At 67.2% G+C, this 14,881-nt stretch carries 14 protein-coding genes and 1 pseudogene; 8 read left to right on the top strand and 7 right to left on the bottom strand.

Going from position 1 to position 14,881, the window contains the following annotated elements; all coding sequences use genetic code 11:
- Positions 1-173: 173 nt before the first annotated feature.
- A pseudogene (locus VRZ77_RS19410) lies at positions 174-592 on the bottom strand (transposase); the annotation flags it as partial.
- A 60-nt stretch (positions 593-652) separates the two neighbouring features.
- Positions 653-1,060, bottom strand: coding sequence for a nucleoside diphosphate kinase regulator (gene rnk, locus VRZ77_RS19405; protein ID WP_414594223.1), 408 nt, complete (start codon positions 1,058-1,060; stop codon positions 653-655).
- Between the two features lie 190 nt (positions 1,061-1,250).
- Between rnk and VRZ77_RS19400 the strand changes: the two genes are divergently transcribed.
- The 7 genes from VRZ77_RS19400 to VRZ77_RS19370 are packed head-to-tail and all read left to right on the top strand — an operon-like array spanning position 1,251 to position 8,576.
- Positions 1,251-2,120 carry a GntR family transcriptional regulator gene (locus VRZ77_RS19400; protein ID WP_414594222.1) on the top strand — a complete coding sequence of 290 codons (870 nt, stop codon included), beginning with the start codon at positions 1,251-1,253 and terminating at the stop codon, positions 2,118-2,120.
- 33 nt (positions 2,121-2,153) lie between these two features.
- Positions 2,154-3,176, top strand: coding sequence for an amino acid ABC transporter substrate-binding protein (locus tag VRZ77_RS19395; RefSeq protein WP_414594221.1), 1,023 nt, complete (start codon positions 2,154-2,156; stop codon positions 3,174-3,176).
- Positions 3,177-3,207: 31 nt separating this feature from the next.
- Positions 3,208-4,395 (top strand): amino acid ABC transporter permease, encoded by a 1,188-nt coding sequence (locus VRZ77_RS19390; RefSeq protein WP_414594220.1) that lies wholly within the window; start codon positions 3,208-3,210, stop codon positions 4,393-4,395.
- A 1-nt stretch (position 4,396) separates the two neighbouring features.
- Positions 4,397-5,536 (top strand): amino acid ABC transporter permease, encoded by a 1,140-nt coding sequence (locus VRZ77_RS19385; protein ID WP_414594219.1) that lies wholly within the window; start codon positions 4,397-4,399, stop codon positions 5,534-5,536.
- Complete coding sequence (locus tag VRZ77_RS19380) at positions 5,533-6,288, top strand: amino acid ABC transporter ATP-binding protein (protein WP_414594218.1); 756 nt, start codon at positions 5,533-5,535, stop codon at positions 6,286-6,288. The genes VRZ77_RS19385 and VRZ77_RS19380 overlap by 4 nt, the downstream gene beginning before the upstream one ends.
- A 21-nt stretch (positions 6,289-6,309) precedes the next feature.
- On the top strand, positions 6,310-7,518 hold the full coding sequence (locus VRZ77_RS19375; RefSeq protein WP_414594217.1) for an aminotransferase class V-fold PLP-dependent enzyme: 1,209 nt from the start codon (positions 6,310-6,312) through the stop codon (positions 7,516-7,518).
- Complete coding sequence (locus VRZ77_RS19370; protein ID WP_414594216.1) at positions 7,515-8,576, top strand: threonine aldolase family protein; 1,062 nt, start codon at positions 7,515-7,517, stop codon at positions 8,574-8,576. The genes VRZ77_RS19375 and VRZ77_RS19370 overlap by 4 nt, the downstream gene beginning before the upstream one ends.
- Before the next feature lie 107 nt (positions 8,577-8,683).
- On the opposite strand, the gene VRZ77_RS19365 is transcribed toward VRZ77_RS19370, so the two are convergent.
- The 5 genes from VRZ77_RS19365 to VRZ77_RS19345 form a co-directional block, all read right to left on the bottom strand.
- Entirely contained in the window at positions 8,684-9,697 is a 1,014-nt protein-coding gene (locus VRZ77_RS19365; RefSeq protein WP_414594215.1) for a proline racemase family protein, read from the bottom strand.
- An 18-nt stretch (positions 9,698-9,715) separates the two neighbouring features.
- Positions 9,716-10,510: an ABC transporter permease gene (locus tag VRZ77_RS19360; protein ID WP_414594214.1), complete on the bottom strand. Its 795-nt coding sequence runs from the start codon at positions 10,508-10,510 to the stop codon at positions 9,716-9,718.
- On the bottom strand, positions 10,507-11,346 hold the full coding sequence (locus VRZ77_RS19355) for an ABC transporter permease (RefSeq protein ID WP_414594213.1): 840 nt from the start codon (positions 11,344-11,346) through the stop codon (positions 10,507-10,509). Before VRZ77_RS19355 ends, VRZ77_RS19360 begins: the two co-directional genes overlap by 4 nt.
- A gap of 6 nt (positions 11,347-11,352) precedes the next feature.
- Positions 11,353-12,396, bottom strand: a complete 1,044-nt coding sequence (locus tag VRZ77_RS19350; RefSeq protein ID WP_414594212.1) for an ABC transporter ATP-binding protein — start codon at positions 12,394-12,396, stop codon at positions 11,353-11,355.
- A gap of 184 nt (positions 12,397-12,580) precedes the next feature.
- Positions 12,581-13,621, bottom strand: a complete 1,041-nt coding sequence (locus VRZ77_RS19345) for an ABC transporter substrate-binding protein (protein ID WP_414594211.1) — start codon at positions 13,619-13,621, stop codon at positions 12,581-12,583.
- Between the two features lie 181 nt (positions 13,622-13,802).
- On the opposite strand from VRZ77_RS19345, the gene VRZ77_RS19340 reads away from it, so the two are divergent.
- Positions 13,803-14,813 (top strand): GlxA family transcriptional regulator, encoded by a 1,011-nt coding sequence (locus VRZ77_RS19340; protein ID WP_414594210.1) that lies wholly within the window; start codon positions 13,803-13,805, stop codon positions 14,811-14,813.
- Positions 14,814-14,881 lie beyond the last annotated feature (68 nt).

Below are 14,881 nucleotides of genomic sequence, written 5' to 3'. Positions count from 1 at the left end.
GATCCCGCAAATCCTGGCTGTAGGCGCGCGACATGATCCATCTCCACCACTCCGAACGCGAAGGAAGCAGACATGCCGCGATTTGGGAATCCCGCTCTGAATCGGATCAGCCAGAAACCGCTCTAGACGCCCTCGGCTTTGGCTTTGTGCTGCCGTTCGAACTCGATGGGTGACTCGGTCTGTCGTTGGTCTTCCCGCGCGCGCTTGCTCAGCGGGTCCTTCAGCCAGGCGTAGAAGCCGCTGGGCTGGACACGCAGGCACCGACACATGGCGCGGATCGAAAACTGCAGGCGATGCTCGGCGATGAACGCGTACTTCACTTTGCATCCTTGGCGAAGTACGCGGCCGCTTTTTTTAGGATGTCGCGCTCCTCCGTCACGCGCTGCAGCTCGCGCTTCAGCCGGCGGACCTCAGCGGCCTGATCGTCATCGCGGGCCACGGCGGCAGGCTTGCCGTACCGTTTCCTCCACTCGTAGAGCGAGTGCTTGCTGATCCCCAGCCGCGCCGCCACCTCCGCAACCGAATCACCCCGCTCGGTGATCTGAAGGACGGCGTCACCCTTGAAGTCCTCGGTGACGTTCGCTTTGCCCATCGGGGCCTCCTTGCCTCAAAATTTAGGGAAGAAGGCGTCCAGGAATCTAGGGGCGGTTCACTATTCGCCCGTCTCACCCCCCTCAATGCTGACGACAGTGAGCGTATGGACAGTGCCGTCACGCGCCGTCCACTTCATCGACTGACCCGCCGAGAGCCCGATCAGCGCGACGCCAATGGGCGTCATGACCGACACCTTGCCCTCCGCAATATCGGCCTCGCCGGGAAGGACGAGGGTAACGTTGCGGTCATCGCCGCCATCCGTCGTGAACCGGAACGAGGAACCGATGCGCACGAAGCCCGTGCCGGCCTTCTGCGTGGCGACCACACGGGCGCGGTCCAGCTCGGTGTAAAGCTCCTCGGCAAGCTCGGGCTGGCTGTTCGCATAGCTGTCGGCGAGCTTTGTCAGCTGCGCGTGATCGTCGCGCGTGACGAGGATGGCCGGCTTGCGGCGCGCGGTGGTGGTCATGGAAGTCTCCAGTGCGATAGGCGCGCAAGCGCGGTGAACGCTTCGCGTGTCATGTCCAGTTGATGTGGGTGAGTGCCGCCTCAGCAGCTTCGCCGGCTACACGTGACGTGAGCAAGCGCCCCGGCGCCGGGGCGCAGCGCGACCGGTCCGGGGGCTAATGTCCCGCGATGGGGCACACCCGAAAATGCCGATGCTGTGCGCGCTCGATGATCATGAAAGGAAGTTGGGGGCTCGCAGGGGCAAAGTCAAACCCGTCTTCCACAGGGCTGCCGCCATCGGGTTCGGCGCGCGGCTTGGCGTTGCCTGTTTCTTGGGCCGACGATGCCGCTCATCTCGGCTTGCAACTGGTATACCGGTTGTCCAGTATGTCGGCATGACACCGAGTTTCGAATTCGAGCGCGACCGCGCCTATAACCGCCTCGTCTCCCTGATCTTCGGCGGCACGCTGGAGGAGGGCGCCCCGCTTTCCGAACGCAAGCTGGCCGAACAGTTGGGCATCGGGCGCATGCCGGTGCGCGAGGCGCTGCACCAGCTCGAACAGGAAGGCGTGGTTGAGGTAAAGCCGGCGCGCGGCACTTTCGTGAAGCGCGTCGCGCCCGAGGATCTTGCCGAGATCTACCGTGTCCGCGAGGTGCTGGAATGTCTCGCGGCGGAACTCGCGGCGGGCGGCGAAGCCTCGCCGGCGCTTCAAGCCTGCGGCATCCGTATGCGGACCATGGCGACGGACCCCACCGCCTTCACCGCTGTGGAAATCGACGATGCCGGCACCGAATTCCACGATCTGCTGATGCAGGCCGCCGGCAATGCCGCGCTGGCGGAAACGGTGCGGCTGCTGCGGCTGCGCTTTCGCCTCGCCTTCCACCTGCCGCGCTATTTTTCGCACGAGAACGTCTATTCGACGCTCGCCGACCACATCGAGATTCTGGACGCCGTCATCGCGCGCAAGCCGCGCCTCGCGGTGAAGCAGATGCGCGCGCATCTGCGCCGCGGCCTGGAGATGCGCCTGCGGCTGGGCGCTGCGGCGGCCGAACGTTCTTCCAAGCAGAAAAACGACGCCTGAGGCGTCCTTCCAGAGGTACGGAGACTGACAGAGATGAGGAACTATCTCGCGACGGGCCTTGTGGCCCTTGGTGCCCTCGCGGCGGTGTGTGTGCCTGCTGGCGCATCGACCCTTGAGACGGTGAAGAAGAACGGCGTGGTCACCTGCGCGGTGAATGGCAGCCGCCCCGGCTTCTCCTCGGTCGACAGCAAGGGCGAGTGGAACGGCATCGACGTCGACACCTGCCGCGCGCTTGCCGCCGCCGTCTTCGGCGATGCGACCAAGGTGAAGTTTCTCAAGACCAACAACCAGACCCGTCTCACCGCGCTGCAGACCGGCGAAGTCGACGTCACGGTGGCGAACACCACCTGGACACGCTCGCGCGATACCGATCTCGGCCTCGATTTCCTCGCGCCCACTTTCTATGACGGCCAGGGCCTGATGGTGCCGAAGGCGCTTGGCGTGACCAGCGCCAAGGATCTCGACGGCGCCAGCGTTTGCGTGCGTCCGGGCTCGACCTCGGAGCGCGTGGTTGCCGACATCCAGAAGAAGTTCGGCATCACCCTGAAGCTCGTGGTGATCGACGACCAGAAGGAAATCAACACCGCCTTCTTCGGCGGCCGCTGCGATGTCGCCGTGCAGTCGTCTTCCGGCCTGTCCTCGACCCGCGCCGCCGTGGCGCCGAACCCGGAGGATTACATCATCCTGCCCGAACTGTTCGGCAAGGACCCGATGGGCCCGGTGGTGCGGCAGGACGATCCGCAGTGGCGCGACATCGTCCAGTGGACGGTGTTCACCCTGTTCCAGGCGGAAGAGAGCGGCGTCGATTCCAAGAACGTCGACGACATGAAGGCGACCTCGACCGACGCGACCGTGCGCCGGCTGCTCGGCACCGAGGATGCCGGCGGCAAGGGGCTCGGGCTCGATCCGGCATGGGCCTACAACGTGATCAAGCAGGTCGGCAATTACGGCGAGGTGTTCGACCGCAATGTCGGCAAGGGCTCGCCGCTGAAGCTCGAACGCGGCATCAACGCCCAGTACACCGACGGCGGCCTCATTTACGCCCCGCCGCTCTGAGGCACAGCGTGCAGCCGGGCCGGTCAGCATCATGAGCGTGACATCTCCATCGACAAGGGCGGCGGCTTCCGTGCCGCCCTGGCGCAATCCGCGCGTGCGGGCGGTGTTCTGGCAGGCGCTGTTGCTCGCCGTGCTCGGCGCGCTGGGCCTGTGGCTCGCCACCAATGCGATGGACGCGCTCGACAGGCGCGGCATGACATCCGGCTTCGGCTTCCTGTTTGATCCGGCGAACTTCGCGCTCGGCGAGGCGTTCTTCGCGTTCTCGCCGGGCGAGAGCTATCTCGACGCCTTCCTCGTCGGCATCGGCAATACCGTGCTGCTGTCGGCGGTCAGCATCGTCACCGCCAGCCTCATCGGGGTGGCGCTCGGCTTCGCCCGCCTTTCATCGAACGCTCTGCTGGCCGGCTTCGCCAAGGCGTATGTCGAAGCCTTCCGCAACACGCCGCAGCTGGTGCAGATCGTCTTCTGGTACAGCTTCTTCACGCTGCTGCCGCCGCCGCGCCAGTCCTGGTCCCTGTTCGGCCTGGGCTTCGCGTCCAATCGCGGGCTGACCGTTCCCGCCCCGGAACAGGGCGGGGTTGCGCTGCTGGTTTTGGGCGCGGCTTGCATCGGCGCGGCGATCGCTTTCGTCATCGGCCGCCGGGCGGACCGTCGACGGCGGCGTACCGGCCTGCGGATCAAGGGGCTGGCGCTCCTCCAGATCGTCGCTTTCCTGCTTCCGCCGCTGGCGGTGTGGCTCGGTCTCGGCGCCCCCGCCGCCTGGTCGGTGCCGGTGCTGCGCGGCTTCAACTATGCCGGCGGGGCGACGCTCGCCCCGGAATTCCTCGCCATCTATTTCGGCCTGTCCTTCTATATCGCGGCCTTCATCGCCGAGATCGTGCGCTCGGGCCTTGTCAGCGTCGATGCCGGGCAGATCGAGGCCGCAAATGCCATCGGCCTCTCGCGTTCCGATCTTTATCGCAAGGTGATGGTGCCGCAGGCGCTGCGGGTGATCGTGCCACCGCTCGCCGCGCAATATGTCAGCCTGCTGAAGAACTCCTCGCTCGGCGTGGCGGTCGGCTATCCCGACCTGTTCAGCGTGTCCAACACCGCGCTCACCTATAGCGGGCGGACCATCGAGGTGCTGTCGATCATGGCGGTGGTCTATCTGCTGATGTGCCTTGCCATTGGCGGGGTGGCCAATCTCGTCAACCGCGCCGTACAGATCCCGGAGCGCTGAGATGAGTGCCGACATGCCCGCCGCTCCGCGTTCCTTCGCCTATTCCGGCGAGGCGGGCCTGCGCCCGCCGCCGCAGGCGCCGCATGGCGTGCGCGCCTTCGCGCAGCGCCATCTGTTCCAGACGCCGCTCGGCGGGATCGTCACCTTCGTGCTCGGCGCGGTCCTCGCCATCGTGCTGTGGCGCGTGCTGCAATGGGGCGTCGTGGATGCCGTGTGGTACGCGCCAGGCGACGGCGCCGCCTGCCGGCAGGCGCTCGGCGCGTGCTGGGCTGTGATCGTCGAGAAGCACCGCGTCATCCTGTTCGGCGCCTATCCCTATGCCGAGCAATGGCGCGGCGGAATCATCGTATCGCTGTGGGTGGTGTTCGGCGTGATATCGGCGACGCGGCTGTTGCCGGTGCGGGCGCGGCTCGTCGGCTGGGCCATCGTGTTCACCGTTTCCATCCTGCTGCTGCGCGGCGGCCTGTTCGGCCTCGCAGAGGTCGGCACCGATGTCTGGGGCGGCCTGCCGCTCACCTTCATCATCTTCGGCGGCACCATCGCCGGCGGCCTGCCGCTCGCCGTGCTGCTGGCGCTGGGCCGGCGCTCGGAGCTGCCGGTGGTGCGCTTCCTGTGCGTTGCGACCATCGAGGGCGTGCGCGGCATCCCGCTGCTGGCGCTTCTGTTCTTCGCCGCGCTGATCCTGCCGCTGTTCCTGCCGCCGCAACTGACCGTCGACAAGCTGATCCGCGCCGAAATCGGCATGATCGTCTTCTTCGCCGCCTATGCCGCCGAGGTGATCCGCGGCGGGCTGCAGGCGATCCCGGAAGGACAGGACGAGGCCGCCAAGGCGCTCGGCCTCGGCTACTGGCTGCGCATGCGCAAGATCGTGCTGCCGCAGGCCTTCGCCGTGGTGGTGCCGGCGCTGTTCAACGACATCATCCGCGCCTTCAAGAACACCACTTTCTTCAGCATTCTCGGCCTGTTCGACGTGCTGGGCGCCACCAAGGCCGCGCTTCAGGACCCGAACTGGGTGCGCTACGGCACGGAAGGCTATCTGTTCGTCTTCCTGCTCTACTTCATCATCTGCTCGGCCATGTCCGCCTATGGCTCGTCGATCGAGCGGGACAATCAGCGCCGGGCGCGGAGGGCGGCGCGATGACGGCTGCCCGCCCGCTCATGGTCGAAATGGTCGGCCTGAACAAATGGTACGGCACGCATCACGTGCTGCGCGACGTGGCGCTCGGGCTCGCGCCGGGCGAGAAGATCGTGCTGTGCGGCCCTTCGGGGTCGGGCAAGTCGACGCTCATCCGCTGCATCAACGGGCTGGAGCCGTTTCAGGAAGGCCATCTCGACGCCTGCGGCATCACGCTGGACGGGACCGCGGAAGCGCTGGCGCAGGTGCGCCGCCGTGTCGGCATGGTGTTCCAGAGCTTCAACCTGTTCCCCCATCTCACCGTGCTGGAGAACCTCACCCTCGGCGCGGTCTATGCGCGCGGCGAGCCGGAGGACCGGGCGATCGCCCGCGCCCATGGCCTGCTGGCGCGGGTGCGGCTTACAAGCCAGACCCACAAATTTCCCGGCCAGCTCTCCGGTGGCCAACGCCAGCGCGTCGCCATCGCCCGCGCGCTCATGCTGGAGCCGGAGGTGATGCTGTTCGACGAACCGACCTCCGCGCTCGATCCCGAGATGGTCCATGAAGTGCTCGACGTCATGGAAGAGCTGGCCCGCGCCGGCCAGTCGATGATCGTCGTGACCCATGAGATGGGCTTCGCCCGCCGCGTCGCCGATCTCGTCGTGTTCATGGACAAGGGCGAGGTCGTCGAGGCCGCGCCGCCGGACGCCTTCTTCGGCGCGCCGACCACCGAACGCGCCCGAGCCTTCATCAGCCAGATTTCCCACGCCGATCCGTAGCCTCACGCCTCGCAGGACGCCATGAACAAGAACAATTCCCAGCCCAAGGACCCGATGCCGCTCATCCCCCGCCTCGCCGACGGCACGCCCGACTGGGCGGCGCTGCGCGGTGAGTTCGGAGCGACGAAGTCCACGGCCTATCTCGACATCGCCCGCAAGGCGCTACTGCCGCGTTGCGCGGCGCAGGCGGCGGCCGAGTGGTTCGCCGATATCGAGACCAAGGCGGCGGGCCGCTGGGCGTTCTCGATGGACGCGGTTGAGGTGACCCGCCGCGCGGTCGGCGAGACCTTCGGCGCGGCGCCGGAGACGCTGGCGCTGGTGAAGAACACGTCGGAGGCGGTGAACATCGTCGCGCAGGGCTTCGACTGGCGCGAGGGCGACAATCTCGTGATCTCGGTTTCCGAGCATGAGAACAACACCTTCCCCTGGCGGCCGCTCGCCCGGCGCGGCGTGGACATCCGCATCGTGCCGGCCGGCGCGGACGGGCGCGTGAGCACCGATGCGCTGCGTGACGCCATCGACGCCCGCACCCGCATTCTTTCCATCGCCTGGGTCGCTTATGGCCTCGGCGAGCGGGCCGATGTCGACGCGCTGGCGCAGATCTGCCGCGACAGGGGCGTGCTGTTCCTCGTCGACGGGATCCAGGCCATCGGTGTGCTCAACCGGCGGATCGACGATCTCGGCGCGCATGTCGTCGCCTCGGGCGGACACAAGGCGCAGATGAGCGTCGCTGGCGCGGGCCTCATGTATGTCGCGCCCGAAGCGCTCGACCGCTTCCGCCCGCCCTTCGCGGCAAAATACTCCTTCGCCACCTTCGACCGCACCGATCCCGATCCGCATTTCGCGCCGGATGCGCACCGGTTCGAGTACGGCAATCCGAACTTCCTCGGCCTCGCCGTGCAGCGAGCCTCGGCGCGCTTCATCGGCGCCATCGGTCTCGATCACATCGAGAACCGGGTGCACCGGCTGACCGACCTGATGATCGCGGAAGCCGACCGTATTGGCCTGAAGCTGCGCACGCCGCGCGCCTGGGAGCAGCGTGCCGGTATCGTCAGCTTCGATCTCGGTGGTGCCGATGCCGACCGTATCGAGGCGGCGCTGGAAGCCGACGACATCCGCGTCGCCAGCAAGGACGGTCATCTGCGCGCTGCGGCGCATTTCTATAATAACGAGGACGACGTGCTGCGCCTGTTCGACCGTCTCCGCCACCATCTGGAGTTGGCCAAGTGAGCACCACCGGCACCGTTCCGACATGGTCGATCGACCTCGTCTCCGATACCTCGACCAAGCCGTCCGCCGGCATGCTCGCGGCCATGGCCACCGCCGAGGTCGGCGATGAGCAGCGCGGCGAGGACCCGACCACGCTCGAACTCTGCGCCCAGGTGGCGGGTCTTCTCGGCATGGAGGACGCGATCTTCCTGCCCTCCGGCACCATGTGCAACCAGATCGCCTATCTCGTGCATTGCCGGCCCGGCGATGAGATCATCGCGGCCTCCAGCGCGCATGTTTTCGGCTCGGAAGGGGCAGGGGCCGCGGCGCTGGCGGGGGCGCAGTTCCGCACGATTCCCAGCGCCGACGGCGTGTTCTCGGCGGCCGAGGCGAGGGCGCATATCCGCCCGCTGCGCCAGCGCTCGCCGCGCAGCCGCGTCATCAGCGTCGAGCAGACCTCCAATCGCGGCGGCGGCACCGTCTGGCCGACGGAGCGTCTCGCAGAGATCGCCGAGGTCGCACACGCAAGCGGCCTTGCCGCTCATATGGACGGGGCGCGGCTGCCGAACGCCGCCGTGGCCTCCGGCTCGCCGATGAGCGCCCACACCGCCGGCTATGACAGCGCGTGGATCGACCTCTCCAAGGGGCTGGGCTGCCCGGTCGGCGCGGTGTTCGCCGGCAGCAAGGGGTTCATCGAGGAAGCCTGGTACTGGAAGCACCGCCTCGGCGGAGCGATGCGCCAGTCCGGCTTTCTGGCGGCGGCCGGGCTCTATGCGCTGGCGCACAACTATCAGCGCCTCGCGGCGGATCATGAGAATGCCCGCCTGTTCGCCGGCCTCGTGGACGGCGCGGGAGGTGCCCGCGTCTATCCGGCCCGCGTCGAGACCAACATCCTGTTCCTCGACCTGTCCGATTGCGCGCTGAATGCCGATGCCATTGCCGCCAAGCTCCGGCCGCACGGCATCCGGTTCGGCGTCGAGAGCCCCACCCGCATGCGGGTCGTCACCCATCTCGATGTGAGCGAGGCGCAGGTGCGGCGCGCCGCCGAGCTGTTTCAGGGCATTTTCGACGAGCGGTGATCGCCTGTCGCCTTGGTCCTCTCCGCTACCCCAGAGACCGGCGCCGTACCGCGGCGCCGGTTTATCTTTTTTACAGCGGTCGCGGCGGACGATCCCGCCGCCCGGCCTCAGGCGACGAGGAAGCCGGCGCCGACCGGGTCCTTGCGGTCGATGATCCAGCGCGCCGTGCCGAGCAGGCCCGCTGTGCCCTTCACCGTCGGGCGAACGGCACGGACATTGTCGAGCCGGGTCTCGCCGATCAGCTCGCCCTCGAAGGTGCCGGTGCCCAGCAGGCCCTCGGAGGTGATCTTCTGGTGGAGGCCGATCACGCCGCGCGCCTCGAACATCGCCATCATCGCGCTGGTGCCGGTGCCGCCCGGCGAGCGGTCGAGCTGGCCGGCGCTGAAGACGTGCACGTTCTTGTACAGCGCGCCGGCGATGGTCGGCTCGTGCCAGAAGGTGACGAAGTTGAAGTTGTTGATGTGGCCGGCGGTCGGGTGCTGGATCTTCACCTTCTCGCGGATCGCCTCGCGGGCGAGGATGCCGAGGCGCGAGAGCTCGGAGCCGTTCTGCGGGCCGATCTTCAGCGAGGTGCCGCGCAGGTCGATGATGCCGAAATAATTGCCGCCCCACACGATATCGGCCTTGAGCGCGCCGACGCCCGGCAGGTCGAAGGCGACGTCCTGCGCCGCGACATAGGCCGGCACGTTCTCGAAGCGCGTCCACAGCACCTCGTCGCCATCGGTCGCGACCTCGGCCTGCACGAGGCCGGCGGTTGTCTCGAAGCGGATCTTGGTGATGCCGTCATCCGAGCGGCGCACGAAGCCGTGCGCAACCATCGCCATCGCGACCGCGATCGTGCCGTGGCCGCACATGTGCGAGTACTGCGTGCCGTCGATGTAGATCAGGCCGGCGTCGTAGTCAGGCGAGGAGGGCGGGGTGAGGAACACGCCGAACATGTCGCGATGGCCGCGCGGCTCGCGCATCAGCGCCTCGCGCACCCAGTCGTAATTGGCTTCGAGGAAGGCGCGCTTCTCGATGATGGAGGAACCCGCCGGGTAGGGAATCCCGCCGTGGATGATGCACAGCGGCTCGCCCTCGGTGTGCGTGTAAATGACGTCAAAACTATCCTGCTTGCGCATCGCGAAGGCTCCGTTGGATTAGGACCGACGGGACTCGGACAGCATGTCCAGTCCAATCAGCAGATCGAGAAGAATGATGACGAGCGCAGCCGCGACGATGGTGATCGCGGACACTGCCGCGATCGTCGGATCGATCGTGTACTGCACGTAGTTGAACATCTTCACCGGGATGGTGTTGAGCGCCGACGAGGTGTTGAAGATCGACAGCTCGACATTGATCCAGGAGGAGATGAAGGCGAGCAGGCCGCCCGAGACGATGCCGCCGCGGATCTGGGGCAGCACGACAAGGAAGAAGGTGGCGAGCGGGGTCGCGCCGAGATCGAGCGAGGCTTCTTCCAGCGCGCGCTGCTCGGGGGTGAGCAGGGGCAGCACCGAGCGCAGCACGAAGGGCGTGACGATAATCACATGGCCCACCAGCAGCGCCTCGAAGGAGCGCGCCAGCCCGATCGCGCTGCCGAATTGCAGCAGTGCGGCGCCCAGCACCACATAGGGCAGCACCAGCGGCGACATCAGCAGCGCGGAGACCGCCGCCCACCCGGAGAATACATAGCGTGCCAGTGCGAGACTCGCGGGCACTGCCAGCAGGATCGCCACCGCCGTCGACGCCAGCGCCAGTAGCGTTGACGTGACGAAGGCCGACACATAGGACGGGTCGTCGAACAGCACGCCGAACCATTTCAGCGTCAGCCCCTCCGGCGGAAAGGCGAGATAGCTGGTCTGCGTCAGCGAGGCGCCCATGATCACCACGAGCGGCAGCACCAGATAGGCGAGGGCGAGCAGCGCGACGAGGCGGATGAGAAGACGCGCGATCATGCCGCTTTCCTCCCGGCATCGCCGATACGCCCGGCGATGGTCACCAGCACCAGCGTCAGCACCAGCAGGGTGACGGAGAGTGCCGCCCCGTAATGGAAGTCGAACACCGAGGAATATTGCTGGAAGATCAGCATCGAGAACACGGTGATCTGGCCGCCCGACAGCAGCGCCGGCGTCACATAGGCGCTGACCGCCAGCGCGAACACCATGATCGCGCCCGACACCAGACCCGGCAGGCACAGCGGCAGGGTGACGAACCAGAAGGTGCGCGCCGGCCCGACGCCGAGATCGGCCGAGGCCTCCTCATAGGCAGTGTCGAGCTTGGCCAGCGCATTGCCGACCGACAGCACCACGAAGGGCATCAGGATGTAGACCATGCCGATCAGGATGCCGGTCTCGGTGCCGAGGAAACGGATCGGCCGTTCGGTGAGGCCGAGGCCCATCAGCCCCTGATTGATGAGGCCCGTGCGCCCCAGAAGCACCATCCAGCCGAAGGAGCGCACGATGTTCGAGGTGAACAGCGGCACGATGATCAGGATGACGCAGACCCGCCGCCACGCCCGCCAGCGCACGATGCGCACCAGATACCAGGCGAGCGGAAAGCCGATCAGCACGCAGATCGCTGTGGTGGAGAGCGCGATGCGGAACGTCACCCACAGCACGTCCCAGTGATACTGGTCGAGCAGGATGCGCGCGTAATGCGCGGCGGTGAGGCCGCCCTCGTTAGTGGTGACGCTCGACAGCGCCACCACCGCCATCGGCGCCAGGAAGAAGGCGGCGAAGAACGCCAGCGGCGCGAACAGCAACAGGGCCAATGCGGTGCGGGGGGCGTTCACCGGCGCTCACTCCGCGATCGGGTGCAGCGAGGCGGCCCGCAGGCCGATCGTCACGCGGCTGCCCGGCCCGATATCGGCGCCGGACATGCCGAGGCGGGCGATCTTGAGCAGGATATCGCCGCAACGCACGAACAGCGTCGTGGTGGGGCCGACCGCGATCACCTCCTCCACGATGCCGGCGGCGGTGGCGAGGTCGGCGGGCGCAGGGCCCTCGACGAGGATCACATCCTCCGGCCGCACCATCGCGCAGCGCGCGCCGGCAGGTGCGGGCAGTTCGACATCGGCGAGCACGAGGCGCACCCGTCCCGGTCCCGCAGGCATGACGGGGAGCAGGTTCGGCTCGCCGACGAATTCGGCGACGAAGCGGGTGGCTGGCGCGCGGTAGATGTCGGCGGGCGTGCCGACCTGCTCGATGCGCCCGGCATTCATCACCACGATGCGGTCGGCCATCGCCATGGCCTCTTCCTGATCGTGGGTGACGAAGATGAAGGCGATGCCGAGCTTTTCCTGAATATGCTTCAGTTCGATCTGCATGCGCCGGCGCAGCTTCAGATCGAGCGCGCTCAGCGGCTCGTCGAGCAGTAGCAGCTTAGGCCGGTTCACGATGGCACGGGCCAGCGCAACACGCTGCTGCTGGCCGCCCGACAGCGCGCGTGGCAGGCGCGAGCCCATATCGTCGAGGCCGACCAGCGCCAGCGCCTCGCGGGCACGCGCCTGCGCCTCGGCTTTCCCCGCTCCCGCGCGGCGCGGCCCGTAGGCGACATTGTCCGCGACGCTTATGTGTGGAAACAGCGCGTAGCTCTGGAACACGGTGTTGAGCGGCCGGCGATAGGGCGGCATCCGCGTGATGTCGTCGCCGTCGATGCGGATATGGCCGTCATCGGGCGTCAGGAAGCCGGCGATGCAGCGCAGAAGCGTGGTCTTGCCGCAGCCGCTCGGGCCGAGCAGGGCGATGAACTCGCCCGCCTCGACGGCCAGATTGACGCTATCCAGCGCCTGGTACGCGGCAAAGCGCTTGGAGACGGCTTCGATGGAAAGGAGTGGCTGCACAGATCGTGTCCTGGCTGGAGAGGCGAACGGCCGCGCGGAAAGGTGGCCGCCTCATACGGCGGAGCCAGTTTATGCCAGAGCGTGCGGTGATCGGCGCAAAACGGCCCGATCCCGGAAAGCTGCCGGCTCGATGTCATTGGGGAGTGACGCCGCCCGGATCGCGGGCGGCGCCTGACGCGTGCGCCTACTTGCGGGCGATCTCGCGGTTCCAGGTGTCGACCAGCTCGGCGCGCTTGGCGTTCACCTCGTTCCAGTTCAGCAGATAGAGATTGTCCACCGAGCCGGTCTCGCCCCAGGGCAGCTTACGCGCGGTCTCGGCCGAGACGGTCACGCCCTTCACCGACGGGCCGAGATAGAGCTTCTCGGCGAGGCACTGCGAGGCGGCGGGGGTGAGCGCGGTATCAATGAACTTCTGCGCCAGTTCCTTGCGCGGGGCGTTCTTCACGAGGTGGAGCCGGGCATCGGTCGCCCAGACGCCTTCCTTCGGCACGGTGAAGCCGATCGGCAGGCCCTTGGCGATCAGGTCGAACGCACCGACGTTGAAATGCGCGCCGATGATCGCTTCGCCGCTCTGGAAGGCGTTGGACGCCGCGCCCGAGGAATCGAAGAACAAGGCCGGCTTCAGCTCCTTGATCTTGGCGAAGACCGGGGCGAAGTCGCCGGCCGGCGCGTTCCAGATCTTGTGCAGGAAGAACAGGAACGGCACGCCCGAGGAATTGGCCGGCGAGGGGATCGTCACCGCATCGGCATATTCCGGCTTCCACAGGTCGTTCCAGGAAGTCGGCGCCGCCTTGATCTCCTTGGTGCTGTAGGTCAGCCCAAGCGAGTAATAGCCGGTGCCCACGGCATAGATGCTGCCGTCCTTCTTGTAGACCGCCTGCGGCACGGTGTTGGCGAGGTTCGGCACCCCGGCCTCGGTGATCGGTTCAAGCACGCCGGCGGCATCGGCCAGCTCGCTCACGCCGCCATCCATCCAGGCGACGTCGATGGTCGGCGCGTCCTTCTGCTGCTGGAGCTTGGACAGGGTGACGGTCGAGGTGCCGACCTCCGGCACGACATTGACGCCGGTCGCCTTGGTGAAGGGGTCGGCGACGCAGGCCTTGAAGGCATCGCCCCAGTTGCCGCCATACCAGGCGACATGCAGGGCGTCTTGCGCCGAGGCCGGCGCAGTGGCGGCGGCGAGCGCAAGCGCCGACGCGGTAACGAGACCGTGGATGCGTGCCATGTTTATTGTCTCCCCTCATGAGCAGGCTGACGGATCATCATCCAGTTGACGCAGCGGCGGCTTGCAGGATCGGGCCAAAAACTTTGATATGGGCGACATGCTGCCCTTGTCACCACCTTCGATCCTCATGCCGGAGCGAGCGCTCTCCCACCCGGCGCCGTCGCGCACCTCGCCGTTGCGCGTGGGTTTCATTTTGCTCGATCAATTCACGCTTGCCGCTTTCGGCGGCCTGATCGACGCGCTGCGGCTTGCCGCCGATCATGGCGGGCGCAGCCGGCAGATTCACGCCTCATGGGCGGTGATGAGCCTCGACGGCACGCCGCGCCGGGCGAGCTGCGGCGTGGTGATCTCCGACGCCTCCCCGCTGCTGGCGCCGACCCAGTTCGATTACATCGCGGTGTGCGGCGGCAACGATTATCTCAACGAGCATCATCCGCCCGCCCTGCTGGACTATCTTCGCGCGGTGGCCGAGGCCGGCGTGCGGCTGATCGGCGTGTGCACCGGCACCTTCGCCATCGCGCAGGCGGGACTCGCGAGGAAGCGGACCGTGTGCATCCACTGGAACGTGCTGGAGGCCTTCCAGTCGCAGTTCCCGAACCTGCGGCCGGTCACCGACAAGCTGTTCGTCGATGAGGGCGACCTGTTGTCCTGCGCGGGTTCCACGGCGGCGATCGATCTTGGGCTTTACCTCATCACCCGGCACTGCGGGGCGTCCAAGGCCAATCAGGCGGTGCGCCACATGATGCTGCAGGGCATGCGTCCGTCCTCGCTGCCGCAGCCGCATTTCTTCGCCGATCTCGCCCATGTCGCCGATGCGCGCGTGCATCAGGCCGTGCATTTCATGGAGCAGCGGCTCGACGATCCGCCGTCCGTCGACGCCATTGCGCGCTATGTCGGCTGTTCGGGCCGCCAGTTGGAGCGCGCCTTCAATGCGGCGCTCGGCGTGGCGCCGGCGGCATTCCAGCGGCAATTGCGCAAGGACTACGCCTGCTGGATGCTGGAAAACAGCCCGCGCACCATCACCGAGATCGCCTTCGACTGCGGTTTCTCCGACGCCGCGCATTTCTCGCGCGAGTTCCGGAACGCTTTCGGCGTCTCGCCCCGGCAATATCGCGCCGGCCAGCGTGGATCGACCGTCGCCCCTGCCAGCGCGCCGGCGGGTGAGGGGATGCCGGAGCCGCGTCCCGTGTGAGCCTGACCCTGCCGTTCTGCCCGAAGGAGCGGCCGGTGGCCCTCTTTCCGAGGCCACATCGCCTGACG

Origin of the sequence: Ancylobacter sp. G4_0304 (assembly GCF_047501495.1) — a bacterium.
Taxonomy (GTDB): Bacteria; Pseudomonadota; Alphaproteobacteria; order Rhizobiales; family Xanthobacteraceae; genus Ancylobacter.
The sequence above is the reverse complement of the archived record's forward strand: the minus strand, read 5'-3'. Positions and strand labels throughout refer to the sequence as shown.

What these genes read in the sequence shown, in the direction of transcription:
- VRZ77_RS19360 (WP_414594214.1), bottom strand. Translation starts at nt 10,510, where the DNA reads ATGATCGCGCGTCTTCTCATCCGCCTCGTCGCGCTGCTCGCCCTCGCC.
- VRZ77_RS19385 (WP_414594219.1), top strand. Translation starts at nt 4,397, where the DNA reads ATGAGTGCCGACATGCCCGCCGCTCCGCGTTCCTTCGCCTATTCCGGC.
- rnk (WP_414594223.1), bottom strand. Translation starts at nt 1,060, where the DNA reads ATGACCACCACCGCGCGCCGCAAGCCGGCCATCCTCGTCACGCGCGAC.
- VRZ77_RS19375 (WP_414594217.1), top strand. Translation starts at nt 6,310, where the DNA reads ATGAACAAGAACAATTCCCAGCCCAAGGACCCGATGCCGCTCATCCCC.
- VRZ77_RS19390 (WP_414594220.1), top strand. Translation starts at nt 3,208, where the DNA reads ATGAGCGTGACATCTCCATCGACAAGGGCGGCGGCTTCCGTGCCGCCC.
- VRZ77_RS19345 (WP_414594211.1), bottom strand. Translation starts at nt 13,621, where the DNA reads ATGGCACGCATCCACGGTCTCGTTACCGCGTCGGCGCTTGCGCTCGCC.
- VRZ77_RS19365 (WP_414594215.1), bottom strand. Translation starts at nt 9,697, where the DNA reads ATGCGCAAGCAGGATAGTTTTGACGTCATTTACACGCACACCGAGGGC.
- VRZ77_RS19380 (WP_414594218.1), top strand. Translation starts at nt 5,533, where the DNA reads ATGACGGCTGCCCGCCCGCTCATGGTCGAAATGGTCGGCCTGAACAAA.
- VRZ77_RS19395 (WP_414594221.1), top strand. Translation starts at nt 2,154, where the DNA reads ATGAGGAACTATCTCGCGACGGGCCTTGTGGCCCTTGGTGCCCTCGCG.
- VRZ77_RS19400 (WP_414594222.1), top strand. Translation starts at nt 1,251, where the DNA reads ATGCTGTGCGCGCTCGATGATCATGAAAGGAAGTTGGGGGCTCGCAGG.